Source organism: Mycolicibacterium iranicum, assembly GCF_002101705.1.
Taxonomy (GTDB): domain Bacteria; phylum Actinomycetota; class Actinomycetes; order Mycobacteriales; family Mycobacteriaceae; genus Mycobacterium; species Mycobacterium iranicum.
On record NZ_LQPC01000050.1, the window covers coordinates 65961 to 90635 of the forward strand.

Genomic DNA, 24675 nt, shown 5'->3' on the forward strand with positions numbered 1-24675 from the left:
TCATCGGCGCAGCTAACCTCGGGGCGTGGCAACAACATGGTCGGAAAAGCGGCTCGGAGACATGACCGGTACACGCGTCATCGTCACAGGTGCGACGAACGGGGTCGGGCTGGGAACCGCGACGGCGCTCGCCCGAGCCGGAGCCCATGTCATCCTCGCCGTCCGAAACCTCGACCTCGGCGCACAGCGTGCGACGGAGATGGGCGGCGACACCTCCGTCGTCAAACTCGACCTCGCCGACCTGTCGTCCGTCAAAGCCTTTCCCGGACTGTTCGACGGTGACGTCGACATCCTGATCAACAACGCCGGACTCGTCGCTCAACACCGCGGCGAGACAGTGGACGGCTTCGAGTCGACCATGGGCACGAACTTCCTCGGCCCGTTCGCGCTGACGAACCTGCTCTTCGAACGGGTGCGATCGAAGATCATCAACGTGGGATCGGACGCCCACAAGTCGGCGGCAATAGCGTTCGACGACCCCCATCTGCGGACGCACCGATGGTCGGCCTTCCCGGCCTACGCACGTTCGAAGCTGGCCGTGATGCTGTGGGGCCTCGAACTCGACCGCCGGCTGCGCACAGCCGGCTCACCGGTCACCACCTACCTGACTCACCCCGGCTGGGTGTCGTCGAATTTGGCCAAGATGTCGGACACACGAATCATGACCGCATTCCACTCGGCGGTGAACCGGATGGCCGGCGTCGTCGGTAACGACATTCACGCTGGGGCCGCGCCGACGCTGTACTGCATCACCGAACCGATCCCGCCGGGCAGTTATGTGGGAATCGCGGGGCGGTTCGGCCTACAGGGCCCGCCGACGCTCAGCGGCCGGGCACCGGCTGCTTGCGACTACGCGGACGCGCAGAAGCTGTGGGAGTTCGCCGAGCGCGAGACCGGCACAACGCTGGGTATCTAGGTGCCTCACATCACCGGTCGGAGCACGACGATCCCGTTGATGGTGCTCAGATATGCCGACAGCGGAGTGTCGATCACCTGGCCGCTCTCTGACGACGCATGGCGGAACACGGGTCCGTCCGGCGCGTCGATGAACATGCCGACGTGTGTGACGTCGAGCCCGCCGTCCGGCGCGTAGGCCCCGAGGTAATCGCCCGTGGAGAGCCGGCTGACAACGTCGTCGTCGACGTTTTCACTCGGAACGTAGGTGACGGTTCGCGCGACGACCGGCAATCCCGGTAGGTACACGCCACCGTCGTCCTTGCTGTTGAGATCCTTGGATGTTCGCACTGCGTTGTCGCTGAGGCTTGCGGTGATGTCGGTGGCGAGCGCGGGGGCAGATGCGGACCAGTCCGTGAAGAAGTGCTTTCTGTTCTCGAACGAGACATCGCCGTTCTTGTAGCGGACGGCGATCAGGTTTGCGATGAACTCGTCGCGGTTGTCGGACCGTTTGAGCGCTTCGACGTAGTCGGCGTAGGTGAAGCAGTCGACGCGTTCCAGTTCCACGACATGCTGCTCGGGTTCGGTCGCCGAACCGATGAGAGTGTGTGCGCCATAGGGCGTTCCCAGGAAAAGCCGGGAGATGTATTCCGCCTGCGCACCCGCATCGGCACTCGGGGCGTCGTCGATCGCGGCGAGCATCGATTGCAGGTTCTGATCGCTGCCCTCGGTGATGCGAACGCCCGGCGCCGCGGAGGCCGAAACCGTTCCTCCGCCGGCGATCAGCGTGAGCACCACGCCAACACACGCAAGTCGGTGGAGGCTCATGATGCACCGCAGCATTGGGCCACTGTACGTCGAGAGTCCAACCGGATCGGTCAGACTGGTTGGATCACGGTGAACCGTCGTCGAGGAGATGGCATTGAGCGGCAATCGGGTTGGCGTTGCGGCGGTGGCCGCATCTGTGCTCGTCGGATGCTCCGCGCCTGCGCCGCCGGCCGCCGACCCTGCGCCACCTCAGGCGGTCGGGGCGCAGACTGCTCAGCCGACCCTGCCGAGCACCGCGCAACCGGTGCTCGCCCCGGATCCGGCACGGATCGTCGACGACCTCGTCGCCGACGAGCACGCCCTGCGCGATCAACAGTCCTCGGAGGAGACGCTGACCGCCGCTGCACGCCGGCAGCAGAAGGCCTACCGCGTCCTGGCCAGGCACCCGGAATGGGATGTGATCGCGCGCGCCCGCGTTCCCCGAACGCTTCTCGATGTGTACGACCGCAACATCGATGCGCGTAGGCAATTGAGTGCGATGGGCCGCGGCAAGCCGACGTTGCCGGCGTGGCGGATCGATCCGCCACGACCCGCCGAGGAGCTGCTCGGCTACTACCGCAAGGCCGAGGCGGCCTCGGGTGTCGGCTGGAACTACCTGGCGGCGATCAATTTCGTCGAGACCGCCTACGGGCGCATCTCGGGCGTCAGCACCGCCGGAGCGCAGGGTCCGATGCAGTTCATGCCCTCGACGTTCGCCACGCACGGCGCGGGCACGGACATCCTGTCCCCGCACGACAGCATCATGGCGGCCGGACGGTTCCTCGCCGCCCACGGCTTCGCGCGCGACCGCGATCACGCGCTCTATCGGTACAACAATTCGCGCCAGTACGTTCGCGCGATCAATCAGTACGCCACGCTGATCGGAGCGGACCCGGCTGTTTTCGCGGGCTACCACCGGTGGGACGTGTACTACAACACGGTGGCCGGCGACGTCGTTCTGCCGGTCGGCTATTCCTCGACCTCGCCCATCCCCGTGCAGGAGTACCTGAAGCGCCACCCGCAGTGAACGCCGGCCAGCTGTCAGCCGATCCCGGCTACGCTGCATCCCATGGCCGAGTCGATGTCTGCGAAGCGCAACGCCCGAGCTGTCGCGAACTTTCTTGACGCGCAACGATATACGCGTGACCAAGTGTTCGCCGACGACGATCCGGTGCCGGCTGCTGCGGGTGCTCACGGGTGGTGGTTCCGCCAGATTCCCGGTGGCATCGACGTCTCCGGCTGCGAGCAGCGCGATGGTTGGACGCTTCTGTACGTCGGAATCAGTCCCGGGCCGCCGCGCGCAGACGGCAAGCCCCAGGCGCCGCAGGATTTGCGCAAGCGCATCCGATACCACTTCGGTGCGGGCAACGCCAGCGCAGACGGGTCGACGCTGCGCAAGTCGCTCGGCGTTCTTCTCGGCGACGAGTTGGGTTTTGCGCTGCGCCGGATCGGCTCGGGCAAGCGACAGACCTTCGCAGGCGGGGAGGCGATCCTGACCCAGTGGATGGCCGAGAATGTCGCGGTGTCCTGGGTCCTGCATCCGGAGCCCTGGTACCTCGAGGCCAAGCTGATCAGCGCACTGGATCTGCCGTTGAACATTCAGAACAACGACCACAATGCGTTCGCATCGACCCTGAAGAAGCGCCGCAAGGACGCTGCGGTGAAGGCAGGCAAGATGCGCATCCTGGCGGAGTGGTCGTAGCGAACGACTTGCGAAGTGGGATGAACGCGACGCACCGCAGGACTACGATGCGAGTACGCAAAGTGGGTCGGGGTTCATCGCAGGAGGCCCGGATGCGGACGAGATCAATACGGACGGCGTTGACGGTCGCCGCGGTGGTGGCGCTTCCGGCTTCGTGGTTGGTGCTATCGGCGGGAAGTGCTCAGGCAGCCGAATGCGGCGTCGGCACGGTGTACGACGCACCGTCGAACACGTGTGTCGTTGCCCCGCTTCCACCGGCGCCGCCACCGCCACCGCCACCGCCGCCGCCTCCGCCGTGGAACGGTGACCCCACGCCGGGCTTCTCGATCGGGATCTGCGCGCCGATTCCTTTCGTGTCGCTGTGTACGGGGATCTGACGGGCCGGGGGCCACAGCCGGACGCCCTTGACGAAAACGATCCGGGGCCCGACCGAGGCTTCCTACACTCTCGGTAATGCGCTGATCAGCGCGAGGGAGGCATCATGAGAAACCTGACCGTGAGTGCGGTGGCCGCCGGTGTCTGTGCCACCGCCCTCGCTTTGGCGGCACCCGCGCATGCCGATCTCGCCCCGGGCCTGTATCAGTACCGGTCCGTCATGGCCACGGGTGCCACCGAGGACATCAGCATGCGTATCGACAGTTGCGGTCCCGGCTGTATCAGCCTGTTCAACCTCGAGAACAACAGGGATCAGGGCCAGGCGCGCATCCAAGGCGCGCAGTACGTGCTGGACCAGTTCGTGCCCGCAGGAGCGTTCTGCCCGGACGGTCGCGCCGTCGACGTGGTGGCCCGGTACACCTTCAACCTCGATGGCACGAACGGGCTCTACACACTGAACGGGCCGAATCCCTGTGGCAACAACGGACCTGTGGGATCGACCACCTTCGTCCTCGTCCCGTCCTGACAGGGGCGGTCGGCTCGGGGGCAGTTGACCTCCATCACCTCGAAGGACGTCGGCAGGCCGCTGTACTGGTGCGAAACCGCAGGCGGGCCCGCCTGTCGCGCCGACGGCGATGCCTCTGAAATCCTCCGGTTCGGAGGTGAAATCTATTGTCTAGAAATAGTTTTCACCAGTCATGCGTCACAGCGTCTGCTCTTGCAACCTGCATTCGCCGCTGGACGTCTTCCCAGCGCTTGGCCGCTCCAGCCGCCGCGGCATTCAGTCTGCGCGCCGGTCGCGTCCGGACTTCTGCACATCCTGGGGGCCGCGGCGGTCGTGCGGCGGGACGACGGGAGTGTCGCGCACCTTTTTTCCGTAACCGGCCACCGTGCTGAACGCCCTGTGACAGCCGGGGCAGATCGGCTTGCCGTCCTTGTTCACCGACCAACTCTTACCGCTGCCCTTGCACGCCTTGCTCGGCTTCATGAGTGCATCATCCTCGCAATCGTGCCGAGTGATCGTCGGAGTCAATCGGCGCCGTGACAGTCGTCCCCGAGGTTTGTCACATCACAATATGCTTGCGGCCTGTCACAAGTTGATATTGGGGAGGTCCCTCTAGCCGAATCCGATAGTAGGTTCCCTCTCGTGAAGCTGAGTTGGCTTGGCGCACTCAGCATCGTCTGGGTTCTGATGCCGGCAGTCGCGTGTCCCGCGGCTGCCGAGCCGGCACCTGATGTCGTTGCGCCGGTGCTCGACCCTGCCGTCAGCGGCGCAGCACCCGTCGCCCACGCAGCGGGAGTCATCGCCCCGGGCGCGGACGCACTCATCGTTTCCGCTCCTGCATCCACGACCACTACACCCAACGGTTGGGCGCTGACAGTTGGCGCCAAGGATGAGGTCATCCGCAACGTGAATCCGTTGACCACCGCGTTGTCGTCGCGGAGTTACGTGGTCAGTGGCGTGTTCAACGGTTCGCTTGTCGGGCCGGAGGGCTCCGTGCCGCCGCGAGGAGTGTTGGAGGTCGGTTACCAAATCGGTTGTGGCATCGACATGGGTGCCAACGGCGTCACCATGACGGGTTCTGCAGGGCTCACGCCGTCTCTGGGCCTGGTGGGACTCGATGGCGAGGGCGAGTTCATCGACGGCATCGCGCCGGTGCTGTCTGCGCCGGTCACCGGTGGCATCGCCGTCGGTTTGCGGCCCGGCATCATCAACACCGTTCCTGTGGGGCGCAAGGAGTTCACCGGCAACGACCCGTGGGTGTCGATCAGTGGTTTCCAGGTGAAGATCGACGGCTGCGTGGGAGAGTCGTTCATCAGGTCCTACGCCGTGCTCACGCATGCGACTGACCAATCCGACTCCATCCTGGGGTACTACGGCACGACGAAGAAGGTGTGATTCCCCGGTCAGGCCGGCTCATGTATTGCGCGAACTGTCCCTTGCTGGAACGAGACCGGGAGTAATCTGACAGGTCGGTTCCAGGGTCAAGGAGCGGCCATGGCAGTTCCGAACGGCGATATGTCGACGAGCGTGGTGGTGCCTGCGCAGGGCGGCGCGGTTGTGAGCCTGGCGGCCGGGAAACGCGTGAAAATCGTCGACGTCGAGGGATCTCAGGTCGCCGACGTGTTCGCGGTGTCTGCGACCGATCCGGACGAATGGCTGTCAGTGGCCGTCACCAGAGCCTGGAACTGGCGGCTGTTCCCAGCCGTCGGCGGGTCCTTTTGGACCACCGCCTACCGTCCCCTTCTCGCCTTCGAACAGGACGACTCGCCGGGGGTGCACGACATGATGTTTGCCCCGTGTAGCGCGGAGATGTACAGCGCGCTGGGGCATTTCGGTCACCATCCGAGCTGCAGCGAGAACTTTCGCGCGGAGGCGGCGAAGGTCGAATGGTTCCCGGCGCACGTGCCCGATCCGGTCAACTTATTTCAACGGACCCGGATAGAAGACAATGGCGTCCTCACCGCTCTCCCGGCGTTGAGCCGACCGGGTGACTCCGTGACCTTGCGCGCGGAGATGGCGGTCTTCGTCATCGTGACCGCATGCTCGATGGACCTCGAACCGATCAACGGAGACAACTGCGGTTCACTGCTGCTCGAGATCGGGCCATAGCGTGGGTACCGCGGCGAGATCGGTGAGCGTCCTGCTCACCGGTGCGGTGCTTCTCGCGAGTTGTTCAGCGGCCCCGCGCGAAAACGCCCCGGCATCAGCCCTTCCGGTCCCTCAGCTCAGCGAGTGGACCTCGTGCTCGGGTGAAGGCTCGGCGGGCCTGGAGTGCGCGACGTTGACAGTGCCCTACGACTACAGCCGCACCGACGGACCGCGATTCACCATCCCTGTCCGCCGAATCCCGTCCTCGGCCGCGAATCCGCAACTGCTGGTGATGAACCCGGGCGGCCCCGGCGTCAGCGGTGTCGGGGATCTGACCTCGGGTCGGGACTACTACCAGAAGTTCGCCGAGGTCTACACGGTGGTGTCCTTCGATCCGCGCGGCATGGGTGGGTCGAGCCCGGCCGTGTCGTGCCTCGACGATGCGCAGAAGGCGGCGATCTTCGACCAGCCCAGTGTGCCTCGAACCGAGCCCGACATTCGACGCCGTCAAGAACTCTCGGCGGGCATCGGCGCGGCGTGTGAGCGTCAATTCGCCTCGGCCCTCAGCCATCTCGGTACCGAGAACGTGGTCCGCGATGTGGATGCCCTTCGGGCAGCGATGGGTTTCGAGGAGGTCAGCTACCTGGGCTACTCCTACGGGACTTTCCTCGGGGCGCTGTACCTGCAGACGTTCCCGCAGCGCACCGGCCGAGTAGTGCTGTACTCAGTCATGGCGCCCGAGCTGGATTATCGCGAGGTCCGGCACGGTCAAGCCATCGGAATGCAAGCCAGTGTCACTGCTTTCGCGCAAGATTGTCTGCGTCGCACCGACTGCCCACTGACCGGTCCGGTGGAGAACGCGGTGCGCACGATCGTCGGTCTCATCGATCGGCTCGACGCGACGCCCCACCGCGAACCTGACGGGCGGCAACTGTCGGGGTCGAGGATGCTGGCTTTGGTCGAATCCTCGCAGTACATGCCACAGTCGGGATGGCCGACCTTGAGGACAGCGCTCGGCGACGCCCTGGCAGGCCGGTGGTCAGAGGTGGTCGAGGCCGCCTATTCCCCCGACTTGATGGTGAATCCCGCTGACTCGGAGTACCTCTCGGTGGTGTGCACAGACTTCGCCACCGAACGCGATCCGAAGCGTCCGGGCGAGTTGGCGCCGCTGTGGGCGAAGGAAAGCCCGATCAGCGGCGGCAATTGGGCGTGGTCGCTGGCGCCGTGTGAGTCCTGGCCCGTCGCCCCCGTTCGCAGACCCGCTCCCGTGAAGCCTGAAGGCGGCGGCCCCGTGCTGATCCTCACCACCACCGGCGACCCAGCTACCCCAGAGGAATGGGCGCGCTCCTTGCACGGTCAGATCAGCGGATCATCACTCGTGATCGCTCCCGGCCCAGGGCATCTGGCGAGTTCCCAGAACGCGTGTGCCGACGAGATGCTCATGGCATTCCTGCTGCGCGGTGCGACGCCGCCTGAACCGCTCTTCACCTGTCCAGCCACTCCATGAGACGCGCGGCGAGTGTTGCAGTGGTCCTTGCGGTCGCCGCGCTGCTCGGACTGGCCGATTGGACGGCAAGTCTGCAGAGCGAACAAAAACCAACCGCTTCTACCACGATCAGGCATCTGTCCACCGAGGACAAGGCTGGCGCCGATGAGGTGCTTGCCGGTGTCTACGTGTCCAATATTCAGGCCATCAATCTGACCACCAACAGCTTCGATGCCGACTTCTACGTGTGGCTGCGGTGGCGGAACCCCGACCTCGACCCCACGGCCGGGGTGGAGGTGATGAACCCCTACCAGTCCTGGGCGCTGGTGGTCACCCCGGTGTACGACGAGCCGCAGCTTCAGCCCGACGGGAGCCTACTGTGGCTGGCCCGCTACCAAGGTTCGTTCAACTCGCCACTGTCGTTGTCGGACTACCCCTTTGAGCGGCAGACTCTGCGCATCATCATCGAGGACGGCCTCGGCACCACCCGAGACGTCGTCTACCGGCCCGACAGCGATCCGATCGCGTTGGATCCCGAGGTAACCCTGCCCGGTTACCGCATTGGTGAGCCACAGATCGACTTCGGCGAATTCACCTACACCTCCTCCTTCGGGGAGGTCGAGAGCACGCGGGAGAGCCGCACGTATCCGAGGATCACGGTCAGCATCCCGTTGTCTTCGCCCGCAGCATCGGGAATCGTCAAGACGATCTTGCCGGTCACCATTGTTCTGATCGCCGCCGCTCTCGCGCTGATGGTTCCCGTGGTGCATGTGGACGCCAAGATCGGTCTGGGGATCACGGCCCTGTTGGCCCTGGTAGCCATGCACTGGGGAGTGTCCTCGACGCTGCCCGACGCGAGCTACCTCCTGATGATCGACGTCCTGTATCTGCTGTCCTACGCAGCCGTGACGGCCATCCTCGCCGTCACGGTCGCCGGCATCTACGTCAGGCAATCCCGTGGTGAGCAGGCCGCGTCTGGTGTAGAGCGGCGTGCGCTGGTGCTGATCGCCGGCGCGGTAGTGATAGGGCTCGCGCTTGTCCTGCTGTTCTATCTTCCGGAGTGAGCCGGCACCCGGCGCCGCCTATTTCGAGGCCTTCAAGTCGACAGCCTGGACCCCGATTCGGGAAAAGCGGCTGGTAAAAGGGTGCCCCCGGCAGGATTCGAACCTGCGGCCTTCTGCTCCGGAGGCAGACGCTCTATCCCCTGAGCTACGGGGGCGCGTGCTGTGACAGCTGCGCCGGTTGGGCCTGAACAGACTAACGCATCCACGACACGATCAATGAACACATCGGTAGGGGCCGACATCCACCGCTTCGACGGGTCGCACGTGGGCACGGATCGGTCGCGGCAGGCGCCCTTGCAGCCCTGGGCCGGCGACGGGGAAACGGATTCGGCCCGGAACAGGTCAGACCATAGGATGGACCCTCGTGACCCCCGCCGATCTGGCCGAACTGCTCAAGGCCACCGCCGCCGCGGTGCTGGCCGAGCACGCCCTCGACTCCGCTGCCCTGCCCGACGTCGTCACCGTCGAGCGTCCGCGCAACCCCGAGCACGGCGATTACGCGACCAACCTGGCACTGCAGCTCGGCAAGAAGGTGGGCGTCAATCCTCGCGAGCTTGCGGGCTGGCTGGCTGAAGCGCTCCTGGCGAACGACGGCATCGCCGCCGCCGACGTTGCAGGTCCGGGCTTTGTCAACCTGCGAATCGAGGCGTCGGCGCAGAACGTGATCGTCGGTGACGTCATCGCGGCCGGTACCGCGTACGGACACTCGGCCGACCTCGGTGGCAAGAACGTGAACCTCGAGTTCGTTTCTGCCAACCCGACCGGCCCCATCCATATCGGTGGCACCCGGTGGGCCGCGGTCGGCGACGCCCTGGGGCGGTTGTTGACCACCCAGGGGGCCGAAGTCGTCCGCGAGTACTACTTCAACGACCACGGCGCCCAGATCGACCGGTTCACCAACTCTCTGATCGCGTCCGCGAAGGGGGAGCCGACACCGGAGGACGGATACGCAGGCACCTACATCGCCGACATCGCGGGACAGGTTCTCGCGAAGGAGCCCGATGCACTCAACCTGCCCGACGCCGAGATGCGGGAAACGTTCCGGGCGATCGGCGTGAACCTGATGTTCGACCACATCAAGCAGTCACTGCACGAGTTCGGCACCGACTTCGACGTCTACACCCACGAAGACTCGATGCACACGTCCGGCCGCGTGGAGCAAGCCATCGCGAAGCTGCGCGAGACCGGGTTCGCCTACGAGAAGGACGGCGCAGTCTGGTTGCGTACCACGGACTTCGGAGACGACAAGGACCGCGTCGTCATCAAGAGCGACGGCAAGCCCGCCTACATCGCCGGTGACCTCGCGTACTTCCTCGACAAGCGTAAACGTGGCTTCGACCTGTGCATCTACATGCTCGGGGCCGACCACCACGGCTACATCGCCCGGCTGAAGGCCTCGGCGGCAGCGCTGGGCGACGATCCCGACACCGTCGAGGTGCTGATCGGCCAGATGGTCAACCTCGTTCGTGACGGCCAGCCGGTCCGGATGAGCAAGCGTGCCGGCACGGTCATCACCCTCGACGATCTCGTCGAGGCCATCGGCGTCGACGCCGCCCGCTACTCACTGATCCGTAGCTCGGTCGACACCCCCATCGACATCGACCTCGCGCTGTGGTCGTCGGCCTCAGCTGAGAACCCGGTCTACTACGTGCAATACGCGCATGCACGGTTGTCCGCGCTGGCGCGCAACGCCGCTGAACTCGGAATCACCCCTGACACCGCGCGGGTGGATCTGCTGACCCATGACAAGGAAGGCACCCTGATCCGCAATCTGGGGGAGTTCCCGCGGATTCTCAAGACTGCGGCGAGCCTGCGTGAGCCGCACCGCGTGTCGCGCTACCTCGAAGATCTCGCCGGGGACTACCACCGGTTCTACGACGCGTGCCGAGTGCTGCCTCAGGGTGACGAAGAGCCCGGTGAGCTGCACGCCGCACGGCTGGCACTGTGCGCCGCTACCCGGCAGGTGATCGCCAACGGCCTGGGCATCCTCGGTGTCAGTGCGCCGGAGCGGATGTGATCGCGCACCCGGCCGGCCCCAGACACGCCGAAGAAATCCAGGCTGCCGCGACGCCGGAGCGTCCGCTGACTGCCGCCGAAGTGCTGCAACTCGCGCCGAATGTGTGGCCGCAGAACACTGTTCGTGACCTCGACGGAGGTCTCGTCTCCGTCGCGGGCGTCTCCGTCACCGACATCGCCGCCGAGTTCGGCACCCCGGTCTTCGTCATCGACGAGGCTGACTTCCGTGCTCGCTGCCGCGACATCTCGTCGGCATTCGGCGGAGGTGAGTACGTCCACTACGCGGCCAAGGCGTTCCTGTGCTCGGAGATCGCACGATGGGTCGACGAAGAGGGGTTGTCGCTCGATGTCGCCACGGGCGGCGAGCTTGCCGTCGCGCTGCACGCCGGTTTCCCTGCCGAGCGAATCACGATGCACGGCAACAACAAATCTGTCGAGGAGCTGACGGCAGCGGTCAAGAACCGCGTCGGCCACGTGGTGGTCGACTCCATGGTGGAGATCGACCGCCTCGACCGGATTGCGGCCGAAAACGGAACCGTTCAGGACGTTCTGGTCCGTGTCACCGTCGGCGTGGAGGCGCATACCCACGAGTTCATCTCGACCGCGCACGAGGACCAGAAGTTCGGACTGTCGCTGGCGTCCGGCGCTGCGATGGCCGCGGTACGCCGCGTTTTCGAGACCGACAACCTGCGACTTGTCGGTCTGCACAGCCACATCGGTTCGCAGATCTTCGACGTCGCGGGTTTCGAAATCGCCGCGCACCGGGTGATCGGCCTGTTGCGCGACGTCGTGGCCGAATTCGGTGTTGAGAAGACCTCGCAGATGGACATCGTCGACCTCGGTGGTGGACTGGGCATTTCCTACCTGCCGCATGACAATCCGCCGCCGATGAGCGAGCTAGCGAGCAAGCTGAAGGGGATCGTGCGCAGCGAGTCCGAGGCCGTCGGGTTGCCTGCTCCGAAGCTGGTGGTCGAGCCCGGCCGCGCCATCGCCGGACCCGGCACCATCACGCTCTACGAGGTGGGCACCGTCAAAGACGTTGCCGTCAGCCCGACCGCGCACCGCCGGTACGTCAGCGTGGACGGTGGGATGAGCGACAACATCCGCACCTCGCTGTATGGCGCCGAATACGACGTCCGGCTGCTGTCGCGGACCAGCGAAGCGACCCCGACGCTGTCTCGGGTGGTCGGCAAGCACTGTGAGAGCGGGGACATCGTGGTGCGCGACGCGTGGCTGCCCGACGACGTAACGCCGGGGGACCTGCTCGGCGTCGCCGCGACCGGCGCATACTGCTACTCGATGTCGAGCCGCTACAACCTGATCGGCCGGCCCGCTGTGGTGGCCGTGCGCGACGGACGGGCCCGCCTGATCCTGCGCCGGGAGACGGTCGACGATCTACTGAGTCTGGAAGTAAGTGAGGTAAAGCGGTGAGTGACGTGGCAGAAAAGCCGATCGGAATAGCCGTACTGGGGCTGGGCAATGTCGGCAGCCAGGTGGTGCGCATCATCGAGGAGAGCGCGGCCGACCTGACGGCCCGTATCGGCGCGCCGCTGGTCGTGCGCGGGATCGGTGTCCGGCGGGTGGCCGAAGACCGCGGTGTGCCGGCGGATCTTCTCACCGACAACATCGAAGAACTGGTCTCCCGCGACGACGTCGACATCGTCGTCGAGGTGATGGGACCGGTGGAGCCCGCCCGCAAGGCGATCCTCGCCGCGCTCGAACAGGGCAAGTCCGTCGTCACCGCCAACAAGGCCCTGATGGCCGTGTCGGCCGGCGAGCTCGCTCAGGCGGCCGAGAGCGCCCACGTCGACCTCTACTTCGAAGCCGCTGTCGCCGGGGCTATCCCCGTCATCCGGCCGCTGACCCAGTCGCTGGCCGGCGACACCGTCCTGCGAGTGGCCGGAATCGTCAACGGCACCACGAACTACATCCTCTCGGAGATGGACAGCACCGGCGCCGACTACGCCAGTGCCCTCGCCGACGCCGGCGCGCTCGGATACGCCGAGGCTGATCCGACCGCCGACGTCGAAGGCTACGACGCAGCGGCCAAAGCGGCGATCCTCGCGTCGATCGCGTTCCACACGCGCGTCACCGCCGACGACGTCTACCGGGAGGGTATGACGAAGGTGTCGGCGGCAGACTTCGCGTCCGCCCGTGCCCTCGGCTGCACGATCAAGCTGCTCGCGATCTGCGAGCGGCTCGTCGACGACGAAGGGCGGGAACGGGTTTCAGCCCGTGTCTACCCGGCGCTGGTGCCGCTGGAGCACCCGTTGGCCTCCGTCAACGGCGCCTTCAACGCGGTCGTCGTCGAGGCCGAGGCGGCGGGACGGCTGATGTTCTACGGACAGGGCGCAGGCGGTGCGCCCACGGCGTCGGCCGTGCTCGGCGACGTGGTGATGGCCGCGCGCAACCGTGTGCAGGGGGGCCGTGGACCTCGCGAGTCCAAGTACGCCAAGCTCCCGGTCGCGCCGATCGGCTTCATCCCCACCCGCTACTACGTCAACATGAACGTGGCAGACCGGCCCGGTGTGCTGTCAGCCGTCGCGGCCCAGTTCTCCAAGCGTGAGGTCAGTATCGCCGAGGTACGCCAGGAGGGGATGGTCGACGAAGGCGGGCAGCGCTGCGGCGCCCGCATCGTGGTGGTGACCCATCAGGCCACCGACGCCGCCCTCTCGGAAACCGTTGCCGCACTGGCCGATCTGGACGTCGTGCAAAACATCAACAGTGTCCTGCGCTTGGAAGGGACCACAGAGTGAGTACCACCCGTGCCGTACACCAGCCCTGGCCTGGGCTGATCGAGGCCTACCGGGACCGGCTCCCGGTCGAGGACACCTGGACCCCGATCACGTTGCGCGAGGGCGGCACCCCGCTGCTGCCTGCGCCGCGGCTCTCCGAATACACCGGTTGCACCGTGCATCTGAAGGTCGAAGGGCTCAACCCGACCGGGTCCTTCAAGGACCGCGGCATGACGATGGCCGTCACGGAGGCCGTGTCGCGTGGGCAGCAGGCCGTGCTGTGCGCCTCCACCGGCAACACGTCGGCATCGGCGGCAGCGTACGCGGCTCGCGCCGGCATCACCTGCGCGGTGCTCGTGCCGCAGGGCAAGATCGCGATGGGCAAGCTCGCCCAGGCGGTCATGCACGGCGCCAAGATCATCCAGATCGACGGCAACTTCGACGACTGCCTCGAGCTTGCGCGCAAGCTCACCTCTGACTTCCCGACGGTGTCACTTGTCAACTCCGTCAACCCATTCCGGATCGAAGGTCAGAAGACGGCCTCCTTCGAGATCGTCGACGCGTTGGGCGACGCCCCTGACATCCATGCACTGCCGGTCGGCAACGCGGGCAACATCACCGCCTACTGGAAGGGCTACACCGAGTACCACCGCGACGGCCTTGCCACGCGGTTGCCGCGCATGCTCGGCACCCAGGCCGCAGGCGCGGCGCCTCTGGTGCTCGGTGAGCCCGTCAGCGATCCCGAGACGATCGCCACCGCGATCCGCATCGGCTCGCCCGCGTCGTGGACCTCGGCAGTCGAAGCCCAACAACAGTCGGACGGTCGATTCCTGGCCGCCACCGACGAAGAGATCCTTGCCGCATACCACCTCGTCGCCCGCGCAGAAGGCGTGTTCGTCGAGCCCGCTTCGGCCGCCAGCATCGCCGGCCTGCTGAAGGCCATCGAAGACGGTTGGGTGGCCAAGGGTTCCACCGTCGTATGCACCGTCACCGGCAACGGCCTCAAGGATCCCGATACCGCGCTGAAGGGCATGCCCGCGGTCATTCCGGTCCCCGTCGACCCCGTCGCCGTCGTCGCCAAGCTCGGCCTCGTCTAGGACGGGACAACGTGACCAGCACCCTGCCGCCCGGTCTGACGGCGACCGCCGAGGTACCTGCCTCCAGCGCGAATCTCGGACCCGGCTTTGACAGCATGGGGTTGGCGGTCAGTCTGTACGACGAAATCGTGGTGGAGACAACTGAATCCGGTCTCACCGTCGAGGTAGAGGGCGAAGGTGCGGGTCAGGTTCCGCTCGACGGGTCTCATCTGGTCGTGCGCGCCATCGAACGGGGACTGCGTGAAAACGGGGTGGTGACTCCCGGACTGATCGTGCGCTGCCGCAACAACATTCCACACTCCCGAGGCCTGGGTTCCTCGGCCGCCGCGGTGGTCGGCGGTCTCGCGGCCGCCAATGGTCTTGCCGCACAGATCGATTCGTCCACCATGTCGACGGACCGGTTGGTGCAGGTCTCGTCGGAGTTCGAAGGGCACCCGGACAACGCTGCGGCCGCCGTCCTCGGAGGGGCAGTGGTGGCGTGGACCGAGGGCCACGGCGGTGAGGCGAGGTACGCCGCAGCCTCGATTCGCCTACACCCGGACATCACCGTGTTCACCGCGATCCCGCAGGAGCGTTCGTCGACCGCCGAAACCCGCGTACTTCTGCCCGACCACGTCGCGCACACCGATGCGCGCTTCAATCTGAGCCGGGCAGCGCTGCTGGTCGTGGCGTTGACCGAACGGCCCGATCTGCTGATGGTCGCGACCGAGGACGTGCTGCATCAGCCGCAGCGGGCCGCGGCGATGCCGGCATCAGCGGAATACTTGGCGGTGCTTCGGCGTTGTGGTGTGTCGGCAGTGCTATCAGGCGCTGGACCTGCAGTGCTGGCGTTGAGCACCGAACCGGAGTTGCCCGAAGAAGCCGTGGAATACGGCAGGGAGAACGGGTTCGCGGTAAACAGAAGGTCGATCGGTCAGGGCGTCACGTGGACGTCGGGTGTTGCTGTAGGCAGCTAGTCCAGCGAGTAACACCGGCAACATGCGAATCACGCCGTTTCTTGCTTCCGAATCGGATGCGGGTTATTCTCGCTGTCGTCCAGCAATCGCAGCTTCTTCACCTGCGCCGACACTAGGACGACTCTTCTTTCAGGTGTTCAAACTTGTGGACTGACGGTTCGCCGTATCCCGGCGAAGCCCGGCGATCACCGTTGCAGTGGCAATGGTGTGACCTAGGCGCTCAGCAGATTGGCTGAGCGCACTGAACCCCCGCGTGACTCGATCAGCGAGGGAAGAAAGGAAATCCGTGACTGATACGGACCTCATCACGGCTGGTGACAGCACCGAAAACGGCGCGCTGCCGAACACCGTGACTGCAGACATCACGACTCCCGCAGATGCTGGCGCCCCCGCGGCTGCGCCCGCTGCGGATACTTCCGCGGTTGCGGCGGCCCCCGCCCGACGTGGAGCGCTGACCAGCCTCGTCCTGCCTGAACTGCGCGCTCTCGCCAAGGAGATCGGCATCGAAGGCGCCTCCGGGATGCGCAAGAGCGAACTGATCGCTGCCATCAAGGAGCGTCGCGCCGACTCCAACGGGACGTCCGCGCCGAAGAATGTCTCCGCCGAGACCGCCAGCGCTTCTGCCGAGGCCGCGAGTGCTCCTGCTGAGGCGCAGGCCGATCAGGCGGCCGAGGCGCAGCCGCGGCGCCGCGAACGCCGCGGAGCTTCCCGCGAGCAGGGCGGCCCCACCGGCGGTGACCAGGCGGGCAAGGATCAGGCTCCCGAGAAGGGCACGGCAACCGCCGACACCCAGCAGCCCGAGGCCGGTGAGCAGCCCGGCCGGGGCAAGAGGGTAGGACAGGACGATCGCGGTCGCGAGGACAACCGCGACGCCAAGGCAAACCAGGGCAACCAGGACGCGAAGGCCGACTCCGGGTCCGACAACCGCGGTGACAACGACCAGCAGGGTGGCCAGAACCGCAACCGCGGTGGCGACAACAACCGGGGTGGCGACAACAACCGCGGAGGCGATAACGACGAGGACGGCGACGGTCGGCAGGGCCGGCGTGGCCGCCGGTTCCGCGATCGCCGCCGCCGCGAGCGTGGGGGCGACGGCGGCGGTGGTGGCGGCGCTGACCGCGACACCGAGCTGCGCGAGGACGATGTCGTCCAGCCGGTAGCCGGCATCCTCGACGTACTCGACAACTACGCATTCGTCCGCACGTCGGGATACCTGGCGGGCCCCAACGACGTCTACGTCTCCATGAACATGGTGCGCAAGAACGGTCTGCGTCGCGGCGATGCCGTCACCGGAGCCGTCCGCGTCGCCAAAGAGGGGGAGCAGGCGAACCAGCGCCAGAAGTTCAACCCGCTGGTGCGCCTCGACACCGTCAACGGCGGCCCGGTCGAGGACGCCAAGAAGCGTCCCGAGTTCACCAAGCTCACCCCGCTGTACCCGAATCAGCGGCTGCGTCTTGAGACCAGCGGCGACAAGCTGACCACGCGCGTGATCGACCTGATCATGCCGATCGGCAAGGGCCAGCGCGCGCTGATCGTGTCGCCGCCGAAGGCCGGTAAGACGACGATCATGCAGGACATCGCGAACGCGATCACCCGCAACAACCCCGAATGCCACCTCATGGTGGTGCTCGTCGACGAGCGCCCCGAAGAGGTAACCGACATGCAGCGTTCGGTCAAGGGTGAGGTCATCGCCTCCACCTTCGACCGCCCCCCGTCAGACCACACACAGGCCGCCGAGCTCGCGATCGAGCGCGCCAAGCGCCTGGTGGAGCAGGGCAAGGACGTCGTTGTGCTGCTCGACTCGATCACCCGCTTGGGCCGCGCGTACAACAACGCGTCGCCGGCGTCGGGCCGCATCCTCTCCGGTGGTGTCGACTCGACGGCGCTGTATCCGCCGAAGCGCTTCCTCGGTGCGGCGCGCAACATCGAAGAGGGCGGTTCTCTGACGATCATCGCCACAGCGATGGTCGAGACCGGTTCGACGGGCGACACGGTGATCTTCGAGGAGTTCAAGGGCACCGGTAACGCCGAGCTCAAGCTCGACCGCAAGATCGCCGAGCGTCGCGTGTTCCCCGCGGTGGACGTCAACCCATCCGGCACCCGCAAGGACGAGCTGTTGCTCTCGCCCGACGAGTTCGCGATCGTGCACAAGCTGCGCCGTGTGCTGTCGGGTCTCGATCCGCACCAGGCCATCGATCTGCTGATGAGCCAATTGCGCAAGACCAAGAACAACTACGAGTTCCTAGTTCAGGTCTCGAAGAACACCCCCGGCGGTAACGGCGACGACTGATCGGTGATTCGGGCGTAGTTGGTCAACTAGAGCGTGACCAACTACACCGAAGTCACTCGTAGGAGTGCTGCGCGCATGGTGTCGAACACCTTGTCGCCCAGCTGCTTTCGCCATTCCGCCTCGATTCGGACAACCTCGGCGTTTGCGCGTCGGCACACCGCGGCGCCCTTATCGCTCAACGTCACCAGTCGGGCCCGCGCGTCGCTGGGGTCGGGTTCGCGCGTGACGTAGCCTGCTCGTTCCAGCTGATCGACAAGTGCCCCGGCCGTCTGTTTGGTGACCCGCGCCTGTTCGGCGAGCTCGGTCAGTCGGATGCCTGCCGGATCCAGTCGCTGCATCAGCCGGGACTGGGCAACGGTGATGTCGTCGAAGCCCTCTCGTGCCAGCGTCGTCATCACCCGGCTCTCGACGTCGCGGTGGGCCATGAACATCAACACCGCGGTTCCCGGCTGCTCGACCATGCGTTGACTTTAGTACGAAGCCCTGACTATATTCGTCAGTGTTCCTGACTAATCAACCCTCGGGGGGGCGGCATGGACCGCGACAGCGTGTGGCGACACATTCAGCAGCAGCGGCTGGAGATGGCGGACCTGTTCGAGACGATCGACACCCGGGGGCCGGAAATCTGGGACACGCCCTCGCTCTGCGCCGGCTGGACCGTCCGCAACGTCGCCGCCCATCTCACACACTCCACGCTGAGCGCGCCGCGAATGCTGCTCGAGGCCGTGCGCAGCGGATTTCGGTTCAACGCGATCGTGGATCGACTGGCGAAAACCGACACCCGGTCACCTGGGGAGCTCGCGGCCAGCCTGCGCGAATCGGCGGGATCGCGCAGGCATCCGCCGGGCACGACGGAACTGGAGCCGCTCATCGACGTGCTCGTCCACGGTCAGGACATCTGTGTGCCGCTGGGCATCGAGCGACCCATGCCCACCGACGCGGCGGTCGCGGCCGCGCAGCGAGTGTGGAGTATGGGGTTTCCCTTCCGGGCGCGGAAACGGTTGGCAGGCGTGAGGCTCGTCGCCACCGACGCGGACTTCGCCGTCGGCGAAGGGCGCACCGTGTCGGCGCCCATCGCAGATCTCCTCATGGTGATGACCGGCCGCCACGTCGCCCTGAACAACTCGCCGAACTGAGGTTCCGAGTCGGGATTTGAGCCCGGATCCACAACCCCGGCTCGGCGCAGTCCGAAACGAGCGCCGGACGTCAGCTCGCCGCCGGGTCGCTGCGCAACGCCGCGACGATGTAGCGCCGAGCGTGCCGCAGGACCGAGTCGTGGTCATCGACGTTGCACTGCTCGCCGGGCACGGTCGCCAGGCTCATCATGATCCGCGCGATCCACTCAGCTGCTTCGGCCTTGTCGGTGTCGGGATGGATCTCGCCTCGGTCGATCGCGGCCTGAACGTAGGACTCCCAGAACGCGGCGATCTCCGGGATGAGTCCGCGGACGCCGAGTCCGACGCACGCGGTGAACGCTTCGGGCTCCTCCTGGCGCAGCTTGAGCACGAGGGCGCCTGGCGTCTCGGACTCTTTGCGCGCCAGTCCGACGCCGACGGCGATCTGCTCGTCGAGCCCTTCGACCTCGTCGAGGCGGGTGCGTGAGCCCGTCCAGAACGCGTCGTTGAGTCGCACGATCGCGGCGCCCAGCAGCTCGGCCTTGTCGGGAAAGTGGCGGTAAAGCCAACCGCGGCTGACGCCTGCCACCTCAGCCACCTCGGACACGGTCGTTGCGCGAATCCCTTTGGCCATCAAACACTGTTCGGCGGCATCGATCAGCCGATCCCGGACGGGCCGCGTCTCGGGTTTGACCGCCGGATCGGTTTCGCGACCCGGTACTGGATTGGCTACGGCGCCCACGCTCATCGACATATCTTCGCAAATGAACGCCGCGTCGTGGCTGAGGTAGGCTGCGCGCGGTCGGAATGTAGACAGAAGTTTGAAACTGTTCACAGTGCGGAGGGCGGATTGGCCGAGACAGTTCAGCAACTGCTGCGGGAACGTGCGGCCGACGACGGTGTCGCGATGAAGTACGACGGCCGGACCTGGACCTGGCGGGAGCACCTCGCCGAGGCCGCGGCGCAGGCTGCCGCGCTGATCGCCATCGCCGATCCGGGGCGTCCGGTGCACGTCGGCGTTCTGCTGGGCAACACCCCGGACATGCTGACCGCGATGGCGGCAGCCGGGCTCGGCGGCTACGTCGTGTGCGGCATCAACAACACCCGCCGCGGCGAGGCGTTGGCCCGCGACATCCGCAGAGCCGATTGCCAGATCCTCGTCACCGACGACGCCCATCGCGACCTGCTCGACGGACTGGACCTGACCGGCGTGCGGGTGCTCGTCGCGGGCAGCCCCGAGTGGGTTCAGCTGACCTCGGACGCCGGCGAACTCACGCCGCACCGCGAGGTGGCCGCCACCGACACCTACATGCTGATCTTCACATCGGGAACCAGCGGCGACCCCAAGGCCGTCAAGATGATGCACGCGATGGTGCTGCTCGCCGGCGCGGCGCTGGCAGGCCGCTACGAGCTCACCCCCGAGGACGTCTGCTACCTCTCCATGCCGCTGTTCCACAGCAACGCCGTCCTCGCCGGGTGGTCTGTCGGCCTGAATTCAGGCGCCGCGATGGCGCCTGCGCAGTTCACCGCGTCCGGGTTCGTCGACGACATCCGCCGATACGGCGCCACGTACATGAACTACGTGGGTAAGCCGCTGGCCTACATCCTGGCCACCCCCGAGAAACCCGACGACATCGACAACCCGCTGCGCGTCGCGTTCGGCAATGAAGCCAGTGACAGGGACATCGCGGAGTTCGCGCGACGTTTCGGCTGCGAAGTCTGGGACGGGTTCGGGTCGACGGAGAACGCGGTGACGGTGACGCGCGAGGACGGCTGTCCCCCCGGCTCGATCGGGAAGGGATTTCCGGGCGTGGCCATCTACAACGCGGAGACCCTCACCGAGTGCGCGGTCGCCGAGTTCGACGAACACGGCGCGCTGGTCAACGGCGACGACGCGATCGGGGAATTGGTCAACACCCAAGGCGCCGGCATGTTCGCCGGCTACTACAACGACGAAGGCGCGACCGACGAGCGGATGCGGCACGGCATGTTCTGGTCCGGTGATCTGGCCTACCGGGACGCCGACGGCTGGATCTACCTCGCGGGTCGCACCGCCGACTGGATGCGGGTCGACGGCGAGAACATGACATCGGCGCCGATCGAGCGCATTTTGATCCGGCTGCCCGCCGTCAGCAGGGTGGCGGTGTATCCCGTTCCCGACGACCATGTCGGCGACCAGGTGATGGCCGCGATCGTGCTGCAGGACGAAGCCACGCTCACCCCGGAGGAGTTCGGCGCGTTTCTCGCCGACCAGCCCGATCTGTCGCCGAAGGCGTGGCCACGGCATGTCTGGATAGCCGACGATCTGCCCAGCACCGCCACCAACAAGGTGGTCAAACGTGAGCTTGTCGCCATGGGCACCGACCCCGCCGGACGGACGTTGTGGAAGCGCGACGGCCGCGTCTATCGAGCAGTCCCGGGCAAGGAATAGCAGCCTCCGAATGGACGTTTAGGCTGCTGGCGGTTGATTTGGCATAATGGACCGCCGTCACCTCGGTTCCGGTTCACGCCGCAGCCTCCCAGCCCGAAATTGGTCGGTGCGGGTAGGGCGACCCGGGTCCCACGATTGAAGAGGAAACCATGAAATCAGGCATTCACCCTGACTACGTCGAGACCACCGTGCTGTGTGGTTGCGGTGCCAGCTTCACCACGCGCAGCACGAAGAAGAGCGGAAACATCACGGTCGAGGTCTGCTCGCAGTGCCACCCGTTCTACACCGGCAAGCAGAAGATCCTCGACAGCGGCGGCCGCGTCGCCCGCTTCGAGAAGCGCTACGGCAAACGCAAGGCTGCTGCCGACAAATAGCCGCCACAACGGCGCCCGCTCTGCCGCTCTACGCGCAGGCCGGGCGCCGTTTCGCGCATTCAGGTTCGACACAGGGAAGGCGAGATGACCGAGACCGCACCAGCGATCGAGGCGATTCTGGCCGAGTACGGGGAGCTCGAGCAGCGTCTGTCCGACCCCGACCTGCACGCCGACGCCGGCGCCGCCCGCAAGGTGGGCCGGCGCTTTGCTCAGATCTCGCCGATCGTCGCGACATTCCGCAAGCTCGACGCTGCGCGCGGAGACCTCGAAGCGGCGCGCGAACTGGCCGCCGACGACTCGTCGTTTGCCGCCGAGGTCGAGGAGCTGACGTCGACAGTGGCGACGCTGGACAGGCAGCTGACCGATCTGCTTGCACCGCGTGATCCCCACGATGCCGACGACATCGTTTTGGAGGTGAAATCCGGCGAAGGCGGCGAGGAATCAGCGCTGTTCGCCGCCGACCTCGCGCGCATGTACACCCGTTACGCGGAACGCCACGGATGGACAGTCACCATGCTCGGTGAGACCGGCTCGGATCTCGGCGGCTACAAGGACGCGACGCTGTCCATCCGCAGCAAGGGCGATTCGGCAGACGGCGTGTGGGCGCGGCTGAAATTCGAGGGCGGGGTACACCGCGTGCAGCGGGTGCCGGTCACCGAATCCCAGGGCCGCGTACACACCTCGGCCGCGGGCGTCCTCGTCTATCCCGAACCCGACGAGGTCGAGCAGGTGCAGATCGATGAATCCGACCTGCGCATCGACGTCTACCGGTCGTCCGGCAAAGGCGGCCAGGGCGTGAACACCACCGACTCCGCCGTGCGCATCACCCACCTGCCGACCGGGATTGTGGTGACCTGCCAGAACGAACGCTCTCAGCTGCAGAACAAGGCGCGCGCGATGCAGGTACTCGCCGCGCGTCTACAGGCGTTGGCCGAGGAGCAGGCCCAGGCCGACGCGTCCGCCGACCGCGCCAGCCAGATTCGCACCGTGGATCGCAGCGAGCGGATCCGCACCTACAACTTCCCCGAGAACCGGATCGCCGATCACCGCATCAACTACAAGTCGCACAACCTCGACCAGGTTCTCGACGGTGACCTGGATCCGTTGTTCGACGCGTTGGCTGAAGCCGACAAGCAGACCCGGCTACAGAACACATGACCGTAGCCGAACGGCGCGTGACGATGCGTCAGGTAATCGCCGAGGCCGCGGACGTTTTGGCCGCCGCAGGTGTCGGATCGCCACGGGTCGACGCCGAACTGCTGGCGGCCCACGTGGCGGGCATCGACCGTTGGCGAGTCGCCTTTCTAGAGCCCGACACCGAATTCGAAACCCGCTACCGGGGCCTCGTCGCACAGCGGGCGCAACGCGTCCCCCTGCAGCACCTCACGGGCACCGCGGCCTTCGGGCCGATCGCCGTGCAGGTGGGGCCCGGCGTGTTCGTGCCGCGGCCAGAAACCGAATCCCTGCTGGAATGGGTTCTCGCGCAGTCGTTTTCATCGGCACCGGTGATCGTCGACCTGTGCACCGGATCGGGCGCGCTGGCGCTCGCACTGGCTCACAGCGTGACGAACGCGCGCGTCGTCGCCGTCGACGACTCCGACGAGGCCCTTGCCTACGCCCGGCGCAACACCGCGGGCACCACCGTCGAAGTTCGCCGCGCCGACGTCATGAGTGCCGGCGTGCTCGACGATCTCGACGCGGCCGTGGACGTGCTGGTCTGCAACCCGCCCTACATCCCGGACGGCAGCGAGCTGGAACCCGAAGTGGCGCAGCATGATCCGGCGCACGCACTGTTCGGCGGGCCGGACGGGATGACCATCATCGACAGCCTCGCCGGTGTAGCGGCACGCCTGCTGAAGCCCGGTGGCATCTGTGCGGTCGAGCACGACGACACCACGTCGCAGCACACGGTCGACGCTTTCGTCCGCACGGGCGACTTCGTCGACGTCACGGCGCGACACGACCTGGCCGGCAGGCCACGTTTCGTGACCGCGGTGCGGGCCGGGTGAGAGGCTGGCTGGCATGAGCGCAGCGTTGTTCGACTGCACCGATCCGGCGCAGCGGGAGGCGGGAATCGCGTCGGCGATCAGCGCCCTCAAAGGGAGCCGTCTCGTCGTGATGCCCACCGACACCGTCTACGGCATCGGCGCCGACGCGTTCGACGGAGAGGCGGTGGCGTCGCTGCTGGCGGCCAAGGGCCGGGGACGCGACATGCCGGTCCCCGTGCTGGTCGGTTCGTGGCACACCATCCAGGGACTCGTCTACTCCGTCCCCAACAGCGCCAAAGAGCTGATCCGCGCCTTCTGGCCCGGTGCGCTGAGCCTGGTCGTGCGCCAGGCTCCGTCCCTGCAATGGGATCTCGGCGACGCGAACGGCACCGTGATGCTCCGGATGCCCCTGCACCCGGTGGCCATCGAACTGCTGCGCGAGGTCGGCCCGATGGCCGTATCGAGCGCCAACATCTCCGGCAGGCCCGCATCGGTCACCGCAGAGCAGGCCCGCGACCAACTCGGTGACCTCGTCGAGGTCTACCTCGACGGCGGTCCGGCCGAACAGAAGGCCGCATCGACCATTGTGGATCTGACCGGCGCGCACCCGCGGGTGTTGCGGCAGGGGCCGGTGACGCTCGAGGCCATCGCGGATGTGCTGGGTGTCGAGGCGGGAACCCTCACCGACCAGACCGACTGATCTGGAGTTCTGTGCACCTGGGTTCAGCGACGATCACCGCCACGCAGGCGGG

25 protein-coding genes and 1 tRNA gene are annotated in these 24675 nt (G+C 66.4%); 21 read left to right on the forward strand and 5 right to left on the reverse strand.

The genetic code is table 11. The features are described 5' to 3' along the window. The first annotated feature begins 25 nt into the window (after positions 1–25). Positions 26–916, forward strand: a complete 891-nt coding sequence (locus tag AWC12_RS24940; RefSeq protein ID WP_110808741.1) for an SDR family NAD(P)-dependent oxidoreductase — start codon at positions 26–28, stop codon at positions 914–916. Positions 917–921: 5 nt separating this feature from the next. Here the strand turns inward: AWC12_RS24940 and AWC12_RS24945 are convergent, their stop codons facing one another. After that, complete coding sequence (locus tag AWC12_RS24945; RefSeq protein ID WP_085177719.1) at positions 922–1737, reverse strand: DUF1460 domain-containing protein; 816 nt, start codon at positions 1735–1737, stop codon at positions 922–924. A gap of 73 nt (positions 1738–1810) precedes the next feature. On the opposite strand from AWC12_RS24945, the gene AWC12_RS24950 reads away from it, so the two are divergent. From AWC12_RS24950 to AWC12_RS24965, 4 genes are all read left to right on the forward strand, one after another. Beyond that, positions 1811–2728, forward strand: coding sequence for a lytic transglycosylase domain-containing protein (locus AWC12_RS24950; RefSeq protein ID WP_085177721.1), 918 nt, complete (start codon positions 1811–1813; stop codon positions 2726–2728). A gap of 42 nt (positions 2729–2770) precedes the next feature. Next, a complete protein-coding gene (locus AWC12_RS24955; RefSeq protein WP_085177723.1) occupies positions 2771–3403 on the forward strand; it encodes a GIY-YIG nuclease family protein in 633 nt (210 codons plus the stop codon). A 92-nt stretch (positions 3404–3495) separates the two neighbouring features. After that, positions 3496–3780 (forward strand): hypothetical protein, encoded by a 285-nt coding sequence (locus tag AWC12_RS24960; RefSeq protein ID WP_085177725.1) that lies wholly within the window; start codon positions 3496–3498, stop codon positions 3778–3780. A 104-nt stretch (positions 3781–3884) separates the two neighbouring features. After that, positions 3885–4304, forward strand: coding sequence for a hypothetical protein (locus AWC12_RS24965; protein WP_085177727.1), 420 nt, complete (start codon positions 3885–3887; stop codon positions 4302–4304). A gap of 255 nt (positions 4305–4559) precedes the next feature. On the opposite strand, the gene AWC12_RS24970 is transcribed toward AWC12_RS24965, so the two are convergent. Continuing rightward, complete coding sequence (locus AWC12_RS24970; protein ID WP_085177729.1) at positions 4560–4766, reverse strand: hypothetical protein; 207 nt, start codon at positions 4764–4766, stop codon at positions 4560–4562. A gap of 159 nt (positions 4767–4925) precedes the next feature. Between AWC12_RS24970 and AWC12_RS24975 the strand changes: the two genes are divergently transcribed. The 4 genes from AWC12_RS24975 (at position 4926) to AWC12_RS24990 (ending at position 8921) form a co-directional block, all read left to right on the forward strand. Then, positions 4926–5678: an MspA family porin gene (locus AWC12_RS24975; protein ID WP_024449268.1), complete on the forward strand. Its 753-nt coding sequence runs from the start codon at positions 4926–4928 to the stop codon at positions 5676–5678. A gap of 99 nt (positions 5679–5777) precedes the next feature. Further along, positions 5778–6392, forward strand: a complete 615-nt coding sequence (locus AWC12_RS24980) for a DUF1989 domain-containing protein (RefSeq protein WP_085177731.1) — start codon at positions 5778–5780, stop codon at positions 6390–6392. A gap of 22 nt (positions 6393–6414) precedes the next feature. Then, positions 6415–7878: an alpha/beta hydrolase gene (locus tag AWC12_RS24985; protein ID WP_133057380.1), complete on the forward strand. Its 1464-nt coding sequence runs from the start codon at positions 6415–6417 to the stop codon at positions 7876–7878. Between the two features lie 20 nt (positions 7879–7898). After that, positions 7899–8921 (forward strand): hypothetical protein, encoded by a 1023-nt coding sequence (locus AWC12_RS24990; RefSeq protein WP_085177735.1) that lies wholly within the window; start codon positions 7899–7901, stop codon positions 8919–8921. A gap of 82 nt (positions 8922–9003) precedes the next feature. Here the strand turns inward: AWC12_RS24990 and AWC12_RS24995 are convergent. Continuing rightward, positions 9004–9076 (reverse strand) — tRNA-Arg (locus AWC12_RS24995). 209 nt (positions 9077–9285) lie between these two features. Between AWC12_RS24995 and argS the strand changes: the two genes are divergently transcribed. The 6 genes from argS (at position 9286) to rho (ending at position 18015) form a co-directional block, all read left to right on the forward strand. After that, entirely contained in the window at positions 9286–10938 is a 1653-nt protein-coding gene (gene argS / locus AWC12_RS25000; RefSeq protein WP_085177737.1) for an arginine--tRNA ligase, read from the forward strand. Continuing rightward, positions 10935–12368 carry a diaminopimelate decarboxylase gene (lysA, locus tag AWC12_RS25005; RefSeq protein ID WP_085177738.1) on the forward strand — a complete coding sequence of 478 codons (1434 nt, stop codon included), beginning with the start codon at positions 10935–10937 and terminating at the stop codon, positions 12366–12368. The genes argS and lysA overlap by 4 nt, the downstream gene beginning before the upstream one ends. A 5-nt stretch (positions 12369–12373) precedes the next feature. Continuing rightward, positions 12374–13693, forward strand: a complete 1320-nt coding sequence (locus AWC12_RS25010; protein ID WP_024449274.1) for a homoserine dehydrogenase — start codon at positions 12374–12376, stop codon at positions 13691–13693. Continuing rightward, positions 13690–14769 carry a threonine synthase gene (thrC, locus tag AWC12_RS25015; RefSeq protein WP_085177740.1) on the forward strand — a complete coding sequence of 360 codons (1080 nt, stop codon included), beginning with the start codon at positions 13690–13692 and terminating at the stop codon, positions 14767–14769. The genes AWC12_RS25010 and thrC overlap by 4 nt, the downstream gene beginning before the upstream one ends. A gap of 11 nt (positions 14770–14780) precedes the next feature. Beyond that, positions 14781–15725: a homoserine kinase gene (gene thrB, locus AWC12_RS25020; RefSeq protein ID WP_085177742.1), complete on the forward strand. Its 945-nt coding sequence runs from the start codon at positions 14781–14783 to the stop codon at positions 15723–15725. Between the two features lie 286 nt (positions 15726–16011). Continuing rightward, complete coding sequence (gene rho / locus AWC12_RS25025; RefSeq protein ID WP_085177744.1) at positions 16012–18015, forward strand: transcription termination factor Rho; 2004 nt, start codon at positions 16012–16014, stop codon at positions 18013–18015. Positions 18016–18056: 41 nt separating this feature from the next. On the opposite strand, the gene AWC12_RS25030 is transcribed toward rho, so the two are convergent. Then, entirely contained in the window at positions 18057–18476 is a 420-nt protein-coding gene (locus tag AWC12_RS25030; protein WP_085177745.1) for a MarR family winged helix-turn-helix transcriptional regulator, read from the reverse strand. A gap of 72 nt (positions 18477–18548) precedes the next feature. Here AWC12_RS25030 and AWC12_RS25035 point away from each other — a divergent pair, with 72 nt between their 5' ends. After that, a complete protein-coding gene (locus AWC12_RS25035) occupies positions 18549–19151 on the forward strand; it encodes a maleylpyruvate isomerase family mycothiol-dependent enzyme (protein ID WP_085177747.1) in 603 nt (200 codons plus the stop codon). A 70-nt stretch (positions 19152–19221) separates the two neighbouring features. Here AWC12_RS25035 and AWC12_RS25040 read toward each other — a convergent pair whose 3' ends face one another. Continuing rightward, positions 19222–19884, reverse strand: a complete 663-nt coding sequence (locus AWC12_RS25040) for a TetR/AcrR family transcriptional regulator (RefSeq protein WP_024449280.1) — start codon at positions 19882–19884, stop codon at positions 19222–19224. Between the two features lie 96 nt (positions 19885–19980). Here AWC12_RS25040 and fadD1 point away from each other — a divergent pair, with 96 nt between their 5' ends. The 5 genes from fadD1 (at position 19981) to AWC12_RS25065 (ending at position 24623) form a co-directional block, all read left to right on the forward strand. Continuing rightward, positions 19981–21561, forward strand: coding sequence for a fatty-acid--CoA ligase FadD1 (fadD1, locus tag AWC12_RS25045; protein WP_085177749.1), 1581 nt, complete (start codon positions 19981–19983; stop codon positions 21559–21561). Between the two features lie 149 nt (positions 21562–21710). Next, complete coding sequence (rpmE, locus tag AWC12_RS25050; protein ID WP_024449282.1) at positions 21711–21935, forward strand: 50S ribosomal protein L31; 225 nt, start codon at positions 21711–21713, stop codon at positions 21933–21935. 84 nt (positions 21936–22019) lie between these two features. Then, entirely contained in the window at positions 22020–23093 is a 1074-nt protein-coding gene (gene prfA / locus AWC12_RS25055) for a peptide chain release factor 1 (RefSeq protein ID WP_024449283.1), read from the forward strand. Next, positions 23090–23944: a peptide chain release factor N(5)-glutamine methyltransferase gene (gene prmC, locus AWC12_RS25060; RefSeq protein ID WP_024449284.1), complete on the forward strand. Its 855-nt coding sequence runs from the start codon at positions 23090–23092 to the stop codon at positions 23942–23944. The genes prfA and prmC overlap by 4 nt, the downstream gene beginning before the upstream one ends. A 13-nt stretch (positions 23945–23957) precedes the next feature. Continuing rightward, complete coding sequence (locus AWC12_RS25065; protein WP_085177751.1) at positions 23958–24623, forward strand: L-threonylcarbamoyladenylate synthase; 666 nt, start codon at positions 23958–23960, stop codon at positions 24621–24623. Positions 24624–24675 lie beyond the last annotated feature (52 nt).